Raw genomic sequence first — 19,013 nt, forward strand, 5'->3', positions numbered from 1 at the left:
TCGATTGTAAAATTACGCTTGTATTTTTGATGTTCTAATCAAAGTAGAGAAAATAATGTTTGAACTACACGCCAGTAAAGTGGCAAATTTAAAAAATGATGTTTTATCAGGTTTAACGGTATCTTTAGCGTTAGTACCTGAAGCCGTAGCATTTGCCTTTGTTGCCGGTGTTGGACCCCTTGTTGGTCTATATGCCGCCTTTATCGTGGGTTTAATCACGGCTATATTCGGTGGTCGTCCAGGGATGATCTCTGGTGCTACCGGTGCAATGGCCGTTGTGATGGTAAGCTTAGTCGCTATTCATGGTATCGAATATTTATTTGCCACGGTAGTGTTAACCGGGGTGCTGCAAATACTCGCTGGCTTATTTAAGCTCGGTAAGTTTATTCGTTTAGTACCGCATCCGGTTATGCTTGGCTTTGTTAATGGCTTAGCTATTGTGATTTTTCTGGCTCAGTTAGGGCAATTTAAGGTCACTAACGATGCCGGTGTTTTAGCCTGGATGCAAGGCAGCCAATTGCTAGTTATGTTTGGCCTAATCTTGTTAACTATGGCGATTATTCACTTTTTGCCTAAGTTGACTAAAGCCATACCGTCATCATTGGTTGCTATTGTTGTGGTAACACTTTTAGCGCAAGGCCTTGATTTAGATGCTCGTACAGTAGTCGATTTTGTTCGTGATATGACCAATGATCCTGCGGCTTCTATTGCCGGCGGTCTACCACAATTTAGTATTCCAAGCGTGCCATTTAGTTTTGAAACTTTCCAAATAATTTTACCTTTTGCCCTGATTCTAGCGGCTATTGGTTTGATCGAATCATTACTAACGTTAACGCTAATTGATGAATTAACCGGTACACGTGGCCATGGTAATAAAGAATGTATTGCACAAGGCGCAGCAAATACCGTTACTGGCTTTTTCGGTGGCATGGGTGGTTGTGCGATGATAGGTCAATCTATGATCAACGTTAATTCAGGCGGCCGTGGTCGTATGTCAGGTGTTACAGCGGCACTTGCGCTACTGGGCTTTATCTTATTTGGCTCGAGTTTAATTGAACAAATTCCACTAGCAGCACTTGTTGGTGTCATGTTTATTGTCGTTATTGGTACCTTTGAATGGTCGAGTATTCGTATTTTAGGCAAAGTGCCAAAAGCCGATGCTTTCATTATTATTTTAGTATCTGGAGTGACTGTTGCCACTGACTTAGCGATAGCCGTTGTGGTGGGTGTTATTGTTTCCGCCTTAGTATTTGCTTGGGAACACGCCAAGCATGTAGTTGTTCATCGTTCAATAAATGACAAGGGTTCAACGGTTTATGACGTTTCTGGGCCGTTATTTTTCGGTTCTGTTTCTGGCTTTTTAGAGCAATTTGACTTACAAGGTGATAGTGACGACGTTATTGTTGATTTTAAAGATTCACGTGTTGCTGACCATTCAGCCATTGAAGCCATTGATACTTTAGCCGATCGTTATATTAGTCACGGTAAGCAAATGCATTTAAGACATTTAAGTAAAGAATGTACGCAACTGTTAACTAAAGCCGGTAGCTTAGTAGAAATCAACGTTATTGAAGACCCTGAGTACTATATCGCTACTGACAAACTGGGTTAAATGAGCGTTTAGGTTTACATTAAGTAGATACTTAGTAGTATCTACTTAATGGTATCTACTTAATGGTATCTGCCCAATGGCCAAATTTAATTTAATGGGTATTACACAAAGTATTATGAGATGCAGTTAGAATTTTTTGATGTTCCTAGCCCTTGTATTGGTGTTTGTCAGTCTGATGACAAAGGCCAATGTTTGGGCTGTTTTCGTACCCGAGACGAACGCTTAAATTGGCTTTCATTAGCTGCCAATCAGCGTCAAAAAGTCATAAAACGTTGCCAGCAGCGTAAAAACCGTAAAACCAAGCCAGCAAAAATTAAAGTAGTTGAAGTGATTGTGGAAAATAAGCAATCCTCGCTATTTGAACCCCCAAGCCAGTCTCAGATCGATAACAGCAACGATGGTGACTTTGGCGATTTTGAACTTTAAATAGCCACTAGCGCCCATTTATCGCAGATAGTTGGCAGTTCAACGCAATTGCTCAACTCCCCTATATATCCGACTTGTTGTCGAAGACAATTCATCATATCGTAGCTATTAATATTGTGCTAACGCGCTGTAGTTATACCATTAATTTCATTAATTAGGTGGTCTACTTTATAGGCAGGAAAAATGGCCAAATACAAGGCATTTATTTTAATAACTAGTTGTTCTAATTATTAAAATAAATAACGCAGTAGTGGGTTATTTTAACCAGTAAAAATGATCAGGTAATTAGTGATATTGGTATTAACCTCATATTTACGTTAAATCACTTAGACCCAATTATAATAAGCTCATACAAACTCGGCTGAATAACATAATGTTTTTCTACTGTGTGGAGCAAAACAGGATACATTTATGCAAAAATTTCTACCATCGCTAGTGATGGCAGCACTTTCTGTTGCCTTGACCGGTTGTTTGCAAAGCGAACAGCAAGACGAAAAAGTTGTTATTAATAAAAACCCATACCCAAGCACCTATAAAGTATTACCGTTACAAACTACGCTGATTAAAAACGCGACGGTATTAACGGGTACAGGTAGCCGTATGGAAAATGCCGATGTCTTAATGATAGACGGTAAAATTAATAAAATTGGTAACAACCTATCTGCCGAGGGCGCGGTTGAAATTGACGCTAATGGCAAATGGATAACCCCAGGTATTATTGATGTACATTCACACTTAGGAGTATATCCAAGCCCCTCGGTTGAGTCGCATTCTGACGGGAATGAAATGAGTTCGCCTAATACTTCTGAAGTATGGGCTGAGCACAGCGTTTGGCCACAAGATCCTGGCTTTCAAAAAGCGCGCGCTGGCGGCATTACCACCTTACAAATTTTACCAGGTTCAGCCAATTTATTTGGTGGTCGCGGTGTTACATTGCGCAATGTACCTAGTGAGACTATGCAAGGTATGAAATTTCCAGCGGCACCTTATGGCTTAAAAACGGCCTGTGGTGAGAACCCTAAGCGGGTTTACGGTGCGCGTAAAGAATTGCCTTCTACGCGTATGGGCAATATGGCCGGTTACCGCATGGCCTGGGCAGAAGCAACCGAATACAAACGTGCATGGGAGAAATATGATGCTGATTATGCTGCCGGTAAAAACCCTGCCGCCCCTAAGCGTGATATTGAGTTAGATACCTTAAAAGGTGTACTCGATGGTGATATTTTAATTCATAACCATTGTTATAAAGCTGAAGAAATGGCGATGATGATAGATCTAGGTAAAGAGTTTAATTATCAGTCAGGTACTTTTCATCACGCTATTGAAGCTTATAAAATAGCAGATACGCTGGCTGAAAATGGCAACTGTGCAGCAATGTGGCCAGATTGGTGGGGTTTTAAAATGGAAGCCTATGATATGGTGCACGAAAATGCAGCTATTGTTGATGCTGTAAAAAATTCTTGCGCAATAGTACATTCTGACTCGGCTAGTACCATTCAACGTTTGAATCAAGAAGCGGGTAAAGTTATGTATCGTGCCAACGAAAACGGTTTTGATATTGCGCCAGAATTGGCGATAACCTGGATCACGGCGAATGCAGCACAATCTTTGGGTTTAGCGGATAAAACCGGTAGCTTAGAAATGGGTAAAAATGCTGATGTAGTCATTTGGAATCAAAATCCATTTAGTGTTTATGCGCAAGCTGAACAGGTATTTGTTGACGGTGCAAAAGTATATGACCGTTTTGATGAAAAATACCAAGCGAAAAGTGATTTCATGTTGGGTCAAAGAGAAGGTGAATAAAATGAAACAGTTAACATTATTTAAATCATCGCTAATTGCTTTGGCACTAGCGAGTTCAAGCGCAAGTTTTGCACAAAGCTTTGCTATTACTCATGCCACAGTACACACGGTAACAGCGCAAGGTGTACTTGAGAACGCCACAGTAGTCGTTGAAGATGGCAAAGTGATTGCTATTAACCCTGAGACAATTAACGCTGATAGCATTATTGACGCGAAAGGAAAGATTTTAACACCGGGTTTAATTGGCTCAATGAACCAATTAGGCTTAGTGGAAGTTAGCGCGGTTTCACGTAGTCGTGATGCTAGCGATAAAAAAGCTAATATTACTTTTGATGCAAGTTTAGCTTTTAACCCACGTTCTACGGTTATTCCTTATAGCCGTAAAGGCGGTATTACCAGTAATGTTGTTGCGCCTCGCGGCGGTGACGATATGTTTAAAGGCCAAACTTTTGTTGCCGACCTGTCTGGAGAGTTTGATAGCGTTCGGATGAATAACAATAGTGTGGTGATTGACTTAGGCGCGAAAAGTAAAGGTTCGCGCGCATTAAGCTTACAAAATTTACAGTTTAAATTTGAAGATGCTGTTAAGGAATTAGCGAAAGCAAACAAGAAAACTAAAAACGCGAAAGATGAAAAAGAAGCAAAAGAGCCAAGTCGTGAAGCGCAAGTCATTAATGCTCTACTCGCAGGTGAAAAAGCCTTGGTCGCTTATGCTGACCGTGCCACAGATCTTTTAGCTTTATTAAAAATGAAAGAGCAATTTTCACTAGATTTAGTGCTAGTGGGTGCAGCTGATGCCGTATTAATTGCTGATAAAATTGCTGATGCTAAAGTACCTGTTGTGATGACAGCGTTAGATAACTTACCGGGCAGTTTCGATGCTTTACATGCGTCACTTGAAAATGCGGCTAAGTTAACGCAAGCTGGCGTGAGTGTAGTCTTGACGGTAAATGGTGATACCCACAACCTTTATCAATTGCGCTTTCATGTCGGCAATGCGATTGCCAATGGTTTATCACGTGACACTGCACTGGCGTCGGTAACCGCTAATGTTGCCAACGCTTTTAATCTTGACAGTGGTACCATTGCGGTTGGGCAAACAGCTGATTTAGTTTTATGGAGTGCTGATCCATTTGAACTAAGCACCAAGGTTAGTCAGATGTGGATTGATGGGCAAGAATATTCGACTCAAAGCCGCCAAGATGCGTTGCGCGATCGCTATACAACGCCAAGCGATATGCCAAAAGCTTACATAAAGTAATTTGAGTATATAATGTGAATTATCAAAGCCACGTTAATACGTGGCTTTTTTTTGCGTAATTTACGCTTTACTACTGAACAGTTGAACTGCACTACAGAACTAAGCCATTGAAAGTCGATTGGAATACTTTAACGCTTTCCTCCATCTTTTTAATTGTCTAATATACTCATTATTTAAATGCGATAATAAATTTTGTGCTTATCACTCATAGTTAGTTAGTTTCAATAGCTAATGATCAGCTGTAGTTGGGGATTTATGCCGTCAGTTTTGGGTTAACTAACACTTTTCCTGTGCAAGTAGTGCAGAAATATAGGCCATAGCCAGTTAAATGGCGAACATGTAAACCACAAGCATATAAACCACAGACATATAAATTTTAGAGATAAAAAATGCTAGAAGTATTGTTAGAAAATGAATTTGGTCATATTGAGTTGTATGAGTTGGCAAAAGGCCTACAAGCGCTGCGCTTTGTTCATCAAAAGGGTCAAGGCTCGGTAAGTTTGTATGGTGGCCAAGTGCTAAGTTGGCAACCCCACGGCCAACAACCGGTGTTTTGGTTGAGTGAGACTAGTCACTATCGTTCAGGTAAAGCCATTCGTGGTGGTGTGCCACTATGCTGGCCATGGTTTGGTGGTGAGGTGAAATTACCTAATGGTGAGTTACATAAAGTCAGTAATCATGGCTTTGCTAGGCAAAGCCAATGGCAAATCGCTGATATTAAACTGCTAGTGTCTGGCGTTGAAATAACATTATCACTCACCGGCGAGCAACTTTCACCCCATTGGCCGGGCGCTTTTGAATTAACACAAACACTGGTGTTTGATGAGTCGTTTGTGCAAACCTTAACCATGAAAAATTTATCTCAGCAAACGCTAGAATATACCGGTGCATTACATAGCTATTTTTGTGTTGGCAATGCACAGGAGACACAAATTCCAGCGTTAAATGATGTGCTATATGATGACAAACTCAGTGGCAGCAATGGCCAACAATCAGTGTTAAAAAATTGTCTCGGCCCAACTGACCGTATTTATCACAGCAGTAAGAGCATGGTTATTGTTGACCATAAGTGGCAACGAGAGATTGAAGTATCGAGCCAAGGTTGTCAGCAGTGGGTATTATGGAATCCGGGCGAAGAGGCTAAAACCATAGCTGATTTACATGCTGACGGTGAAAATGAATTTATTTGCCTAGAAGCCGCAAATACTCATTGGCAAGCAATAGCGAGTCAAACTAGTGTCAGCATCAGCCAAACCATTAAATTAAAGGTGATAGGATAACTTTTCCTCCACCTTTTTTTACACATTTTCCTGCACTATAGTATCGCGGTGTGATGCACTCAAGCTGATGTTTTGAGCAGTGCTTTTGAAACCACTACACTTGATTTTTATTAGGTAACCTGTTGTTGTTAAAAAGTTTACCTAGCCATATTTTCAGTTGTATTAGTAAAAATAACACTTTTATTTCTGCCATTACTTTTAGCTTGGTATAACGCTTTATCAGCACTTTCAATATAATCTTGGATGGTTTTATTTTTTACCGGTAATTCACAAATACCGAAGCTAATTGTGCTGGTAAATGAATTGCCAGTCGTTGATATAGGAAAAGAAATATCAGCGATATTTTTTCTAATGCGTTCAACAATAATATGTGCCTGTTTGGCGGTTGTTTCAGGTAACAACATCACAAACTCTTCGCCGCCCCAGCGGCCTACCACGTCAACTTTTCGTATGGTTTGGGATAATTGCTCAGCAATAATTCGCAATGTATCATCACCCACTAAATGTCCGTAGGTGTCATTAATATTTTTGAAGTTGTCAATATCAGCTAACACTAGGCAAAGGTTTTCATTGGTTTTAACAATATGATCAAAGCGCCAATGAATATGGCTGCGGTTTGGCAGTTGGGTTAGATGGTCAGTTTCTGCCTGCTTAATTAATCGTGATTTTAAATAATTTATACTATATAAAAGCATCATATAAAAAAGCATGGCGACAAGGAAAAATAGCAGAAAGCGTCCGATAAATATTTTCCAATACTGGCTTTGCTGTTCAGCTGGCGGCGATACAATAAACATGCGCCAATTAAGCTCTTTTATCGGCATTTGAGAAATTAACAAACCTTCATCAGTGGTATAGATGAGTTCTGAGCTTAAGTTTATATCTGTGGCATTATTTTTAAGTAGTGATTGATGCCAAGGTAAATCATTTAATCGCGTCATTAAGTCTTGGCGATGATGGCTTTTTGATTCCAAAATTTTATTGGAGGATAAGGTAATAATATTATTACTATCAACAAAGAATAATTCAAAACCAAAGCGATCACTGTATTCTTGAAATTTACTGGAAAAATAATTTAGGTCAATGGCTACGCCGGTAAAGCCAATAAACTCACCGGCGGTATTGCGAATTTTATTATCAAAATATAAATGTGGGTTTTCAGAATTACCTATGTCAGTAAATTGTTCACCTGGTAATTCTTTGAGGCGATTATACCATTCAGTTTCGTTACTGTTTAATATGGCTTCTCGACCATCAGAGTCGAGCATCAAGTTATGTTTTTCCAAGGCAATAAATGCAACCATATTATATGACTTGGCAATTTTTTCTAGATAAGAAGCAAGGTAGTCTTTTTCTATTTTTTCTTGATTGGCATAATCAATAATAAAATGATTATTCGCCATAAAGTTTGCCACATTTAAAGGGCGAAGTATCTCACTAGCGACTAAAGAAAATAGTGGCGTTATGGCACTTTGTACTTGTTTATTGTGGTTATTAATAACGTCTTTTAAGGTGAAATAAGAGGTTACAATAGCGGTAGCGATTGTAACGAAAAATATTACAGCTATGTAGCGATCAAATTTATTACCAAACTTCATTGGGAGATAATAGTGCCGAGTGTCAATGTTTGAGTGTTTATAACGTGGTTAATCAATTTTAGCTACGAATTTTTACAATTAAATGAGTATTTCAATCGTGTTAGCGATGAGCTTATAGTTAATGCATACCTAATGAATAGCTAGTTAATACGTAAGTACTTATTTAATAGCGCCTGTGTAAAGCTCGTTTTTAAATAAAAGCCACGCGGTAAGGTCATAAAGGGTTGACCAAGACGATTAAATGCTTGGGTTTTCGCCTGGCTATTTGCCGCTTTTGGCCGCAATTGCAAAACTTGCCCATGCTTACCATGAATGTTTTCCACATCCCCTAGCACTATCATATCAGTGAGTTCTTGCCAGTCGAGGGCGAGCAGGTGCTCTTCTTCTGGTGAAGGCGACCAAATAAAAGCTGTGCCAACAATACGATCAGCGATTGCTATGCTACGTTCAGAGATAACTGGTATCCACAACACACGCGCGATTTTATTACGAATATGACTTGTTTGCCATTGGGCGCCGACTAAACCTGTTAACGGGGCAACGCAGACAAAGGTCGTTTCTAAGGGCTTGCCTTGATAATTAATCGGTAATGATTTTAGCTCAATGCCTAAATGTGGAAAGTCGGGCTCTGGTCGAGAACCGGCACTAGCGCCTAATACTTGCTCTAACAATAAGCCTATCCAACCTTTATCACGCTTTAGGTCTTTAGGTACCACAACGTTAATCAATTTTGCAATTTCTCCTAGCGACATACCAGCAAGGTTTTGTGCTCGTGTTAGTAACTCTGCTTCGTTTTTAGGACTTTTATTGCTATTCAAGGCTGGCTCTGTATTAAGGTTGTTTAGCTCATTATCATTCAGTTTTGAGTCTTTGAGCAAGGCAATTATTTTTTGTTACATGTTAAACATGTGAAATGTTATGAACAAACAAGGGTTAATACCGGCATATTGTGCTGCTTTGTGTTAATAAGTGTTTGCCCAAAAGTGCAGAATGTGGAAGAATCAAAGCATTATTAAATGCTGTCAGGAGTTCCTTTGATAGATGCCGAAGGCTATCGAGCCAACGTTGGCATAGTAATAATCAATGACAGAGGACAAGTATTTTGGGCAAGGCGTTTTGGTCAGCATTCTTGGCAATATCCACAAGGTGGCGTTGATGAGGGTGAATCTGCAGAGCAAACTATGTACCGGGAATTAGATGAAGAAGTCGGTTTAAAACCTGAACATGTTAAAATTGTAGCGACCACTAAGAATTGGTTAAGATATAAATTACCAAAAAGATTAATTAGGCACGAAAGTTTACCGGTATGTATTGGTCAAAAGCAGAAGTGGTTTTTACTGCAATTGACCGCACCAGAATCAGCGGTTGATTTATTGCATTCAAATCATCCTGAGTTTGACGATTGGCGTTGGGTTTCTTACTGGTATCCCGTTAGGCAAGTTGTGTCATTTAAACGCGAGGTTTATCGCAAGGTGATGAAAGAATTTGCTTTAGCGGCAATGCCTAGTCATCGTCAAGAGCGTCGTCGACGTCGTGCTTGATTATTGTTCAGCCTAGATTATTATTATGTCTTATAAAATAGCTCACTTCGGTGAGCTATTTAGTTTAAAATTATTGAATGAGTTATGAATATGGATGACATAACAGACTTCATTAATAGCTGCTGAATTAGCATCGGTCACTTCAATCATGCGGCTTTGTATCTCTGTAGCATTGAAGAGTCCAAAACAACTTATCTAAAGGGATGGTAATGCTTACTATTTTGCGTCGAATTGTTCTAGAGTTTAGTCAGGCTTCAGAGCTTGACCAAGCGTTATTACGTTTAGTTAGTCAGGTTAAAAACGCACTCTCCACCCAATGTTGCTCAGTATATTTAGCGGATCATGAGAAGCAGCATTTCATTTTAATGGCCTCTAATGGCCTAGCCGAAAATGCTTTTGGCCGAACTTGTATTGGTTTTACCGAAGGACTAGTGGGTTTAGTCGGGCAACGTGAAGAACCGATTAATATTGCCAACGCTCAGCAACATCCAGATTTTATTCATGCGCCAGAAGTTGAAGAAGAGCATTTTAAAGCTTTTTTAGGTACGCCAATTATTCATCAGCGCAAAGTCTTAGGCATATTAACCGTACAACAAGAACAGGCACGTTTTTTTAACGAAAATGAAGAAGCATTTTTGGTCACGCTATCGGCACAGCTTGCCACCGCATTAGCCAGTGTTGAAGCGCAAGGCATGATTGAATTAAGTTATAGCCAAAATATCGGTAAAAACCTTGCCGGTATAGGCGGCTCACCAGGAGTGGCTATTGGTGAAATGATTGTGGTGCACCCTAAAGCTGATTTATCTAAAATAGCGCTTAACAAAGTCAGTGATAGTCAGCAGCAACTCATGATTTTTGACGATGCAGCAAGTCGCACATTCGCTGAGTTTTCTCAAATGAGTGAAAAACTAAAAGCGATAATTTCAGATAACAGTCTCGATATTTTTGATGTTTATAAGCAGTTGCTTGAAAGTGATAATTTTAAAGCTGAAGTTATTGCTAAAATTAAACTGGCTTGGAATGCACAAAGTGCTTTGAAACTGGTTGTTGATAGCTATGTTATGCAGTTTGAAAGCTTGGAAGATGAGTACTTGCGAGAGCGTGCCTACGATATTAAAGATTTAGGTAATCGATTATTAAATAACATTCAAAACTTGGCAGAGCAGGATCAGCAACTACCTGAGAAATTTATACTTGTTGCAGAAGATGTAAGTGCAGCCATGCTTGCTGAATACCAACATCTTGGGCTGTTAGGCATTGTTTCAATCACAGGCTCAAATAATTCTCATACGGCTATTTTAGCGAAAGCGTTGAATATTCCAGCTATTATGGGCGTTGATTATCTTGCTATTCGTCAGCTGCATAAAAAACAGGCTATTTTAGACGGTTATGCTTGCCAGCTTTATGTTACTCCCGCAGATGCCCTGATTAATGAGTATCGACATATTGTCGCGGCAGAAAATGAATTATACGCGCAAGTAAAAGAGGAAGAACATTTACCAGCATCGACCCAAGATGGTCATCATGTCAGCTTGTTGATTAATGCTGGTTTATCGGCAGGGTTTGAATACTCACAAAATGTTGGTGCCGATGGTGTCGGTTTATATCGTACTGAAATTCCCTTTATGAATCGTAGTTGTTTTCCGTCTGAGTCAGAGCAAACCGTGTTATATCAACAAGTTTTAGCGTCATTTCCAAACAAGCCTGTCACCATGCGAACTTTAGATGTTGGTGGTGATAAGTCGCTACCTTATTTCCCCATTATTGAAGCTAACCCTTTTTTAGGTTGGCGTGGTATTAGAATTACCTTAGATCATCCTGAAATATTTTTAGTGCAAGTGCGAGCAATGATGAAGGCAAATTATGGCCTGGGTAACTTAGCTATTATGTTACCTATGATTTCTAGCATCACTGAAGTGGATGAAGCCAATAGGCTGATTAATCAAGCGTATTATGAGCTTACCTCAGAATTATTTTGTAATGAAAATGACGTTTTAGAACGGCCAAAAGTGGGTGTGATGATTGAAGTGCCTGGCATTATTTTTCAGTTAGAAGATTTAGCCGATAAAGTTGATTTTTTCTCTGTTGGCAGCAATGACTTAACTCAATATTTATTGGCTGTTGATCGCAACAATAGCCGCGTAGCGAGTTTATATGATTTTTATCATCCTGCGGTTTTACGTGCGCTGCACCATATAGCACAAAAAAGTCAACATCGAGATGTGCCATTAAGTATCTGTGGAGAATTAGCCAATGAGCCGACCGGTGCGCTTTTATTGATCGCCATGGGTTACCAAAATTTGAGTATGAGCGCTCATAGTCTTGCGAAAGTTAAATGGGTTATTCGCCATGTTGACTATCAGCAATTAAAACAAATTTTAGTGCGAGTATTGAGCTTCACCAATACCAGTGATGTACATAGTTATATGCATGAGCAATTAGTTCAATTAGGTTTAGGGGACTTTGTGCATGCCAGATTACAATAAGCGTTTCTTAATACTGTTATTGCACCATTATAAAGTAAGTAATTTCGATGTTTATTAGTGTATTTTTAGCCTGCGCCTTGCTGGGTACTGTGGTGGGTTTTTTTGCTGGTTTACTCGGTATTGGCGGTGGGCTTATTATTGTGCCTGTGTTGGTGTATTTATTACCGTTATTAGGCATAAGCGCAGAGCTTGCCTTTCCCATGGCACTTGCCACCTCGTTGGCTTCGATCATATTCACCTCTACTTCGGCGGCTTTCGCCCATCATAAAAACGGTAATATTCCTTGGCCAATTGCGCAACGACTGGTCATAACCGTGGCTATTGGTGCTATGCTCGGCGCCGTTATTGCCGGCATGCTGTCGTTAAAAGCCTTAACGCTAATATTTGCCAGTGCAGTACTTATTTTAGCGGCTTATATGTTTTTATCGATTAAAGTTGAGCGCAGTGTAGCGCTACCTAGCAACTGGGTATTACAATTTATTGGGTTGTTTACCGGTGTGTTAGCAAGTTTGATGGGTATTGCTGGTGGCGCTATATTGGTACCCATTTTAATGTATTACTCATTATCTATGCGCCAAGCAATCGGTGTGGCCACAGCCAGTGGTATTATTGTCGCGTTATTTGGTGCTTTGGGCTATGTTATTATCGGTTTTGGACAAAGCGACTTGCCACCCTGGAGTATCGGTTATATCTATTTACCTGCCTTATTAGGTATTGTATTAACCTCGTCGTTATTTGCGCCACTGGGTGTAAAGGCAGGTGCTAAACTGTCTTTACCTTACTTGAAAAAAGGCTTTGCCATTTTCTTGATGTTAGTTGCCATTAAAATGATGTGGTATTAACCGTTTAGCCTCGCTCATTTTTGTAAAAATAATTGAGCCTAATTGTCGATAATTAGGCCCTGTTGTACCAACAATTTCACGCAAAAAAAGCCAAATACTGATAAACTGACCCTACTGAAATCAGTGGTTAAGTTTATCGCTTTAGCCGTACGGTGTTTGGCATAAACTATTTGTTCTAATTAATAACGTTAAAGGAAAACCTAGTGAAAGCATATCTTGATTTAATGCGCCATGTTAGAGACGAAGGGGTTGAAAAATCTGATCGCACTGGTACCGGCACTAAAAGTATATTTGGTCATCAAATGCGTTTTGATCTTGCGAAAGGGTTTCCGTTAGTAACCACAAAAAAATGTCATCTTAAGTCGATAATCCATGAACTATTGTGGTTTATAAAGGGTGAGTCGAATATCGCTTATTTACAGCAAAATGGCGTGAAAATTTGGGATGCTTGGGCTACTGATGAAGGTGAACTTGGCCCAGTATACGGAGTGCAATGGCGTAACTGGCCGGCACAAAATGGTGAAACTATTGATCAATTAGCACAATTGATTGATGATTTAAAAAATAATCCTGACTCACGTCGCCATATAATTACCGCTTGGAACCCTGCGTTATTACCTGATACCTCGATAAGTCCAGCCGCTAATGCGGCACAGGGAAAACAAGCTTTACCGCCATGCCATACGCTGTTTCAGTTTTATGTCTTAAATGGCAGGTTGAGCTGTCAGCTATACCAAAGAAGTGCAGATATTTTTCTTGGAGTGCCATTTAATATTGCTAGTTATGCCTTGTTTACTATGATGATCGCGCAAGTTTGTGATTTAGAACTGGGTGACTTTGTCCATACTTTTGGTGACGCGCATTTATACTTAAATCATCTTGAGCAAGTCGACGAGCAATTATCGCGCGAGCCTTTGCCATTACCCAATATGTGGATTAATCCTGAAGTAAAAAGTATTTTTGATTTTACTTTCGCAGATTTTGAACTACAAAACTATCAAGCTCACCCACACATTAAAGCTGCTATTTCGGTATAATTGAGTCAATTTTATAGCAAAAGTGTTGTGCACTTTTGCTAACTTTGATTTTCATTTTCCTCATATAATATTACTCTGCCACTGTCTTCATATCTGATTGTATAAAATAACCGCACGAGTAACTGTATTAGTTACTGTATTTCTTAGTTATGCTGCCAATATGAGCAAAAAAATGATACCTGATAATTAGGTTCTGCTTGGGCATTATGGTTAGTTAGCTTGAATTTTGCTAAAGAAAGTTATCAAGGAAAATGAAGGGTTAATATTGATCAGATAAACACCTTGATAGTTGGTAATAAATATCATGTATTTGATGATGTTACTCAGGTATAAGTTAGTTAGAGGTTATTTGACACTATTTTTGTCTTAGCTTTATTGTCAGCCGCCTTTTTAGCTTTCTGCTGGTTATTGTCTGCTTTTTTTATTGGCGTGTTAACTTATTCTTTGGCTTTCTGTTCGTCATTAATTATATTATTTTTCTGCACGTTAACTTCTTTTTTTGCTTTTTTAACACTAGTATCAGTTTGCGCTATGCTCGAGATAAACGCATGTTGATTTTTGGCGAGTAAACTAGGTGAAAAACTCATTATGATGGTAATAACTATAACAAAAGCTATGTACTTCATGTTATTAACAGTTACATGGTGCAGGTATTGATTTAATTACTTGTCCTGAGTAAGTGTTTATTGTTTCATCAAAACAACCTCTACCTTGATATTGCAGACGTCTTAGTAATAAATTTGGACCAATCCACTTTTGACACAATACAACCACACCATTGTTGGATATAGATAAAGTTATATTTATTTTACTCTGGCTAGCCACGGCTTGATTGAATAAATTAAAATGAATAGCGGCTGTTTTAATGCGCGATATTTAATTAATGCTAATTGGACCTATTATTTGCATCTAAGTCTTTATTTAATTGTTTATCAAGTTGTTAATTTAAAATGACAAAAAAGGCGCTAAGTAGCGCCTTTTTAACCCGCTATGTTAGCGATAAACTATGCTTCTAAATAATCACTAGCTTTAAGTGAAAACTCAGCTAACAAGTGATCTATAAAACGGTTTAACTCACCGGTCATTAAAGCAAAGTCGGCATCGAGTTTCGCGACAATATCATCGCTATCAATATCGTCGTTTTGTTCTTGAATAACGTCATAGAATTTAAGACGTTTAACGGCTAAATCGTCACATAATATAAATGACAATGACTCGTCCCACTCTAACGCTACTTTGACAACATATTTATCGGCATCTAAATGTGCTTTGATTTCTTCACTGGTAAGATCTTGGTTTTTAACCCGAACCACTGCGCCGTCATCGCCTAAGGCATTGAATTCAGCTTCCATGCCTAATTGAAAGTTAGCGCCTAAGTTACTTTCGACTAACCATTCGGTCATGACTTCATCAGGGGCTTTTTCTGGTGATGGAGTTGTTACGGGCAATGTACCAAGTGATTTACGTAAAAGTGCTAAAAAGTCTTCGGCTTTACCACGACTACTGGTATCGATAACAATAATGTTATGCACAGCATTAATATAAGCACGAGTATCACTAAAGCGAGAAAATGCTCGCGGTAGTAATTCAAAAATAATATCTTCTTTAAACTGCTCTTTCTCTTTTTTAGTGGCGCCGCGTGATTGCTCTACTTCTAATTGCGCTACTTTTTGTTCGATCATGTCTTTAACAACAGGAGCGGGTAGAATTTTTTCTTCTTTGCGTGCACACAATAAATAATTACCGTTTACCGAGTGAACAGTTGAGTCGCCATGCTTGCCTAATGCATTAACCCAACCAAAATGCGATTGTTCAGTTGAAGCACAGGGGGTAAATAAATGCTCAGATAATTGTTTCTCTAAATCTTCTTCAGAACAATCAAAAGGGCGGGTAAAGGCAAAAAAGTATAGGTTTTTAAACCACATTAAGATAATCCTAGGCCCGATAAAAGTGGGCGAATAATTGAAAAACGAGGGCACTATACCTGTTCTACTTCAAGCTAAAATCAGTATCTTAAAGTTGAACAGGTATGTTAAGCGGGTATATTACCGTACTTGTTTGCATCACGCACGCCTTAGATTAATCTCATTAGGCAAGGAGCACTTAGTGCATATTATCAAACTTGATATCATAACTTAGCCCTTGTTCAAGAGCTGAACTTGCACTAACGCTGCCATTTAAGGTGTCATTTACTAGGTTATTAACGATATAAGTGCCTAAGCCTGTGCCGCCTCTATTTCCAGCGGTAGTATAAAATGGGTCAAAGAGGTGTGTTAATTGTTCGTCAGATAAGCCGTGGCCATTGTCCTTATATGTTATATGCACATGTTCACCGTTGAGTTGTACCAATATGGTAATTACACCGCGCTCTATATCTTTAAAGCCATGGATGATTGAGTTGATGATGAGGTTGGTAAATATTTGAGAAATAGCGCCTGCATGACAATAAACTTCAGCATCTTGCGGGCAATCTACTTCAATCTTGTGTTGGGTGTTTTTAAATTTAGGGTGCAATGAATGGATGATTTCATCAATATATTTTCCCAGATTGACCTGACGAATTTTTTCGCTTATTTGGTCAACCGCCACTTGTTTATAGCTCGTGACCAATTCAGAGGCACGTTCAAGGTTGTTTAACACTAAATTAAGACCTTGTTCTGAATTCTTGGTAAAGTCATTAAGCACTCGTTTCGAAAGTTTATTGTCTTTTATGTCAGCTTTAAGCGCAGTGAGTAAATCTGCCAGATAAGATGTGGAGGTTATACTGACGCCTATTGGGGTATTAATTTCATGGGTCACTTCAGCTGACATACTGCCCAGTACCGCCATTTTCTCTGCGTCAAGTAAGCGCTCTTGCGCTTTGTTTAATTGAATAATAGAACTTTTTAATTCGTGATTTGTTTCAAGCAAAGTTTTTTCTGTGGTGCTTCTGCGAGCATTTTCAGTTTGTAGATTTTTTTGCTGAGTTAATAATTCACGTTGCTGCATTTCCATTTTTAACATCGAAGTACTTAATGATGATGTTTTACGTGCTACCTCTTGTTCAAGTACCAGGTTTTGCTCATCAAGTTTGTTGTTCGCGGATATAATGTTGCTTTGGGCTAGGGCGAGTTTGTCTTTATACGCCACCAGTTCATCAATTAAATTATTATAGGCGTTTTGCAGAATGTTTAATTCGTTATTTTCATAGTTAATTACATGTAATTTAGAGGCTTCAGGGTCATCGATATCAAATTGATTAATTTGTTCGGTTAGTGCGTTAAGTGGTCTGGTCAAAAGGCTTGAAAAAGCTAAGGAAAATAACAACACCAGTGCGGCGGTTTTCACCATTGCATTACCAATAAGAAAATAAATACCTACCTGTATTCGGTTAAAAATGACCTCATTGCTGGATAATAAGGTCACTGAGCCAACTTTAGTGGTGCGACCTGAAAATTCAAAAATTAACGGAAAGCCATGACCAAATAATCCTTCGCTGCGGGAGCTAACATTAAAATACTCAGGGTTGTTAACGTCATGGCCAACTGACTCAATATAAAGCGTTGCTTCGTCAGCTGTTAAGCCTAACTGTGCGATAATGAGATCGTTTTCATCGGTAACCGTGATGCCTTTAATCATTGGAATAGCCACTAAGCCTTCTGCAATAGATATCGCTTGTTGGGTATTTAGCTCCCATACTGCTCGGGTTAAGCTGCCACTAAAGGTTTTCTCTAGTGTGAGTAATTCATTGGCAATGTGATTTTTGGTATTGATGTATTCGGCACCAATTTGTACACAAGTAACAATAAATGTCAGAACAAAATATAATGACAAGACTCGTGTAAGTAACTTTCGTGACAGGCTAGTTGATTTCATTAAAGTTTTCTTTTGTTAGTGTTGCTTTGTTTTGCTGTTTTAAAGTAGCTTAACCTTATTATAAATTCAGCTACTTTAATTAATGATTTGAGTTGTAAATAAGCACTATGCTTTTTTATTTTTAATTTATTTTCAGCATAATTCATTCCACATAAAGGGAACACCATTAATTTACCGCAAAAACACTATAAAAGCTTGATGTAGTGGTTATTAACCATTAATACAAATTATATTTTTTGGCATAATGGTGAAAAATTATTTCTTGATGTCACAAAAATGTCATAAAGGTTAGGCAAACTAAGCGCAATTATTTTTAGCCATACTAATTCTTAAAGGTATCAACATGAAACATACTTACAACAAAATCGCTGTCGTTTTATTGTCTTCTTTATCATTGTCGGCATTTGCAGCTGATGTTGAAGTTTACGGTAAAGCAAATCTTTCACTGCAATCTTCTGATGAAGGTGAAGGGTCATTTACAGAAGTAAAAAGTAATGCGTCACGTATTGGACTTAAAGGTACACATGATCTGGGTGAAGGCTTGTCTGTTATCTATAAAGCAGAGTTTCAGGTTGACTTAGATGGTGATAGTGCAAAAGGTGATAGCATTACTGATCGTAACCAGTATGTTGGTTTAGCCGGTGGTTTTGGTGAGGTTTTATTGGGTAAAAACGACACTATGCTTAAGCAATCGCAAGGTAAAGTTGATTTGTTTAGTGATTTAAATGGTGATATCAAAAGTTTATGGAAAGGTGAAAACCGCATGGCGGACACACTTTCTTATAAATCACCTAAATTTAGTGATTTTCAATTAGGTGTTACTTATATCGCTGAAGATGCTGTTGATGCAGAAGATGGTGTTTCTGTTGCCATATTTTACGGTGATGAAAAATTGAAAAAATCAACTATCTTTGCTTCTGTTGCTGTCGATTCTGACGTTAATGGTTACGATATTACTCGTGCGACTGTGCAGGGTAAAGTCTCTGGTGTTGTGTTAGGCGCCATAGTGCAAAGCCAAGAAAAAATAGATGGTAGCGGTGAAATGGATGGTTTCATGGTATCGGCTAAATATAAAATGGATAAAATAACCTTTAAAGGCCAATATCAAGCGGCTGACTTTAAAGACGGTGATGATAAATCTGGTATTACTCTCGGTGCAGATTATTCACTAGCTAAAAGCACTAAGCTATACACTTTTTACACCACTTTTGATATGGACAGTGGCGAAGACCAAGATTACTTAGCCGCGGGTATCGAATATAAGTTTTAACC

The 19,013-nt window shown here is 38.8% G+C and carries 15 protein-coding genes; 10 read left to right on the forward strand and 5 right to left on the reverse strand.

All coding sequences use genetic code 11. The annotated features are described in order from the left end of the window. Nucleotides 1-55: 55 nt before the first annotated feature. From H4J59_RS09190 to H4J59_RS09210, 5 genes are all read left to right on the forward strand, one after another. Nucleotides 56-1,612, forward strand: a complete 1,557-nt coding sequence (locus H4J59_RS09190) for a SulP family inorganic anion transporter (protein ID WP_182238746.1) — start codon at nucleotides 56-58, stop codon at nucleotides 1,610-1,612. Nucleotides 1,613-1,732: 120 nt separating this feature from the next. Next, a complete protein-coding gene (locus H4J59_RS09195) occupies nucleotides 1,733-2,038 on the forward strand; it encodes a DUF1289 domain-containing protein (protein WP_182238748.1) in 306 nt (101 codons plus the stop codon). Nucleotides 2,039-2,449: 411 nt separating this feature from the next. Then, a complete protein-coding gene (locus H4J59_RS09200) occupies nucleotides 2,450-3,841 on the forward strand; it encodes an amidohydrolase (protein WP_182238750.1) in 1,392 nt (463 codons plus the stop codon). A gap of 1 nt (nucleotide 3,842) precedes the next feature. Then, complete coding sequence (locus H4J59_RS09205) at nucleotides 3,843-5,102, forward strand: amidohydrolase family protein (protein ID WP_182238752.1); 1,260 nt, start codon at nucleotides 3,843-3,845, stop codon at nucleotides 5,100-5,102. 389 nt (nucleotides 5,103-5,491) lie between these two features. Further along, on the forward strand, nucleotides 5,492-6,382 hold the full coding sequence (locus tag H4J59_RS09210; protein ID WP_182238754.1) for a D-hexose-6-phosphate mutarotase: 891 nt from the start codon (nucleotides 5,492-5,494) through the stop codon (nucleotides 6,380-6,382). A 137-nt stretch (nucleotides 6,383-6,519) separates the two neighbouring features. Here the strand turns inward: H4J59_RS09210 and H4J59_RS09215 are convergent, their stop codons facing one another. Both H4J59_RS09215 and mutH read right to left on the reverse strand, forming a co-directional pair. Continuing rightward, nucleotides 6,520-7,980 carry a sensor domain-containing diguanylate cyclase gene (locus tag H4J59_RS09215; RefSeq protein WP_182238755.1) on the reverse strand — a complete coding sequence of 487 codons (1,461 nt, stop codon included), beginning with the start codon at nucleotides 7,978-7,980 and terminating at the stop codon, nucleotides 6,520-6,522. A 140-nt stretch (nucleotides 7,981-8,120) separates the two neighbouring features. Beyond that, complete coding sequence (gene mutH / locus H4J59_RS09220; RefSeq protein ID WP_182238757.1) at nucleotides 8,121-8,798, reverse strand: DNA mismatch repair endonuclease MutH; 678 nt, start codon at nucleotides 8,796-8,798, stop codon at nucleotides 8,121-8,123. A 216-nt stretch (nucleotides 8,799-9,014) separates the two neighbouring features. Here mutH and rppH point away from each other — a divergent pair, with 216 nt between their 5' ends. The 4 genes from rppH (at nucleotide 9,015) to H4J59_RS09240 (ending at nucleotide 13,886) form a co-directional block, all read left to right on the forward strand. Further along, the gene (gene rppH / locus H4J59_RS09225; RefSeq protein WP_182189832.1) at nucleotides 9,015-9,521 is read left to right on the forward strand and encodes an RNA pyrophosphohydrolase; all 507 of its coding nucleotides are present in this window, start codon (nucleotides 9,015-9,017) and stop codon (nucleotides 9,519-9,521) included. Between the two features lie 209 nt (nucleotides 9,522-9,730). Beyond that, on the forward strand, nucleotides 9,731-12,007 hold the full coding sequence (ptsP, locus tag H4J59_RS09230) for a phosphoenolpyruvate--protein phosphotransferase (RefSeq protein WP_182238759.1): 2,277 nt from the start codon (nucleotides 9,731-9,733) through the stop codon (nucleotides 12,005-12,007). 47 nt (nucleotides 12,008-12,054) lie between these two features. Continuing rightward, entirely contained in the window at nucleotides 12,055-12,849 is a 795-nt protein-coding gene (locus H4J59_RS09235) for a sulfite exporter TauE/SafE family protein (protein WP_182198717.1), read from the forward strand. Between the two features lie 203 nt (nucleotides 12,850-13,052). Beyond that, complete coding sequence (locus H4J59_RS09240) at nucleotides 13,053-13,886, forward strand: thymidylate synthase (RefSeq protein WP_182238761.1); 834 nt, start codon at nucleotides 13,053-13,055, stop codon at nucleotides 13,884-13,886. A 437-nt stretch (nucleotides 13,887-14,323) separates the two neighbouring features. On the opposite strand, the gene H4J59_RS09245 is transcribed toward H4J59_RS09240, so the two are convergent. From H4J59_RS09245 to H4J59_RS09255, 3 genes are all read right to left on the reverse strand, one after another. Next, entirely contained in the window at nucleotides 14,324-14,473 is a 150-nt protein-coding gene (locus tag H4J59_RS09245; protein WP_220469780.1) for a hypothetical protein, read from the reverse strand. Nucleotides 14,474-14,890: 417 nt separating this feature from the next. Further along, nucleotides 14,891-15,811, reverse strand: coding sequence for a recombination-associated protein RdgC (gene rdgC, locus H4J59_RS09250; RefSeq protein WP_182238765.1), 921 nt, complete (start codon nucleotides 15,809-15,811; stop codon nucleotides 14,891-14,893). Nucleotides 15,812-15,989: 178 nt separating this feature from the next. Continuing rightward, entirely contained in the window at nucleotides 15,990-17,741 is a 1,752-nt protein-coding gene (locus H4J59_RS09255) for a sensor histidine kinase (protein ID WP_182238767.1), read from the reverse strand. Between the two features lie 343 nt (nucleotides 17,742-18,084). Between H4J59_RS09255 and H4J59_RS09260 the strand changes: the two genes are divergently transcribed. Continuing rightward, a complete protein-coding gene (locus H4J59_RS09260) occupies nucleotides 18,085-19,011 on the forward strand; it encodes a porin (protein WP_182238769.1) in 927 nt (308 codons plus the stop codon). Nucleotides 19,012-19,013 lie beyond the last annotated feature (2 nt).

The sequence above is a fragment of the Colwellia sp. MB02u-10 genome, assembly GCF_014077185.1.
GTDB lineage: Bacteria > Pseudomonadota > Gammaproteobacteria > Enterobacterales > Alteromonadaceae > Cognaticolwellia.